Source organism: Neisseria sp. P0021.S006, assembly GCF_051956895.1.
In genome coordinates, this window is sequence record NZ_JBQCWZ010000732.1 from 1 (window position 1) to 695 (window position 695).

Consider the following 695-nt stretch of genomic DNA (forward strand, 5'->3'; position numbering starts at 1 on the left):
GTTGCATACTTTGTACCAACAAAACGTCCGTGCCAATACACAATTCTTTGTGGAATGGACAGCGCAAGATTTGATTCGTGATGAAAACGGCGACGTAGTCGGTGTAACCGCCATGGAAATGGAAACCGGCGAAGTTTATATTTTCCACGCTAAAGCTGTGATGTTTGCTACCGGTGGTGGCGGTCGTATTTATGCTTCTTCTACCAATGCTTATATGAATACCGGTGACGGTTTGGGTATTTGTGCCCGTGCAGGTATTCCGTTGGAAGACATGGAATTCTGGCAATTCCACCCGACTGGTGTAGCCGGTGCCGGTGTATTGATTACTGAGGGTGTGCGTGGTGAGGGCGGTATTCTGTTGAATGCCGACGGCGAACGCTTTATGGAACGTTACGCACCAACCGTAAAAGACTTGGCTTCCCGTGACGTGGTTTCCCGTGCGATGGCGATGGAAATTTACGAAGGTCGCGGCTGTGGTAAAAACAAAGACCATGTATTGCTGAAAATCGACCATATCGGTGCAGAAAAAATTATGGAAAAACTGCCGGGCATCCGCGAGATTTCCATTCAGTTTGCCGGTATTGACCCGATTAAAGACCCGATTCCTGTTGTGCCGACTACCCACTATATGATGGGCGGTATTCCGACTAACTACCATGGCGAAGTTGTTGTTCCGCAAGGTGAAGATTATGAAG

1 protein-coding gene is annotated in these 695 nt (G+C 48.2%); it reads left to right on the forward strand.

The genetic code is table 11. From position 1 onward, the window contains the following. On the forward strand, positions 1-695 hold a 695-nt coding region (locus ACTHUM_RS16770), incomplete at both ends, for an FAD-binding protein (protein ID WP_440403522.1).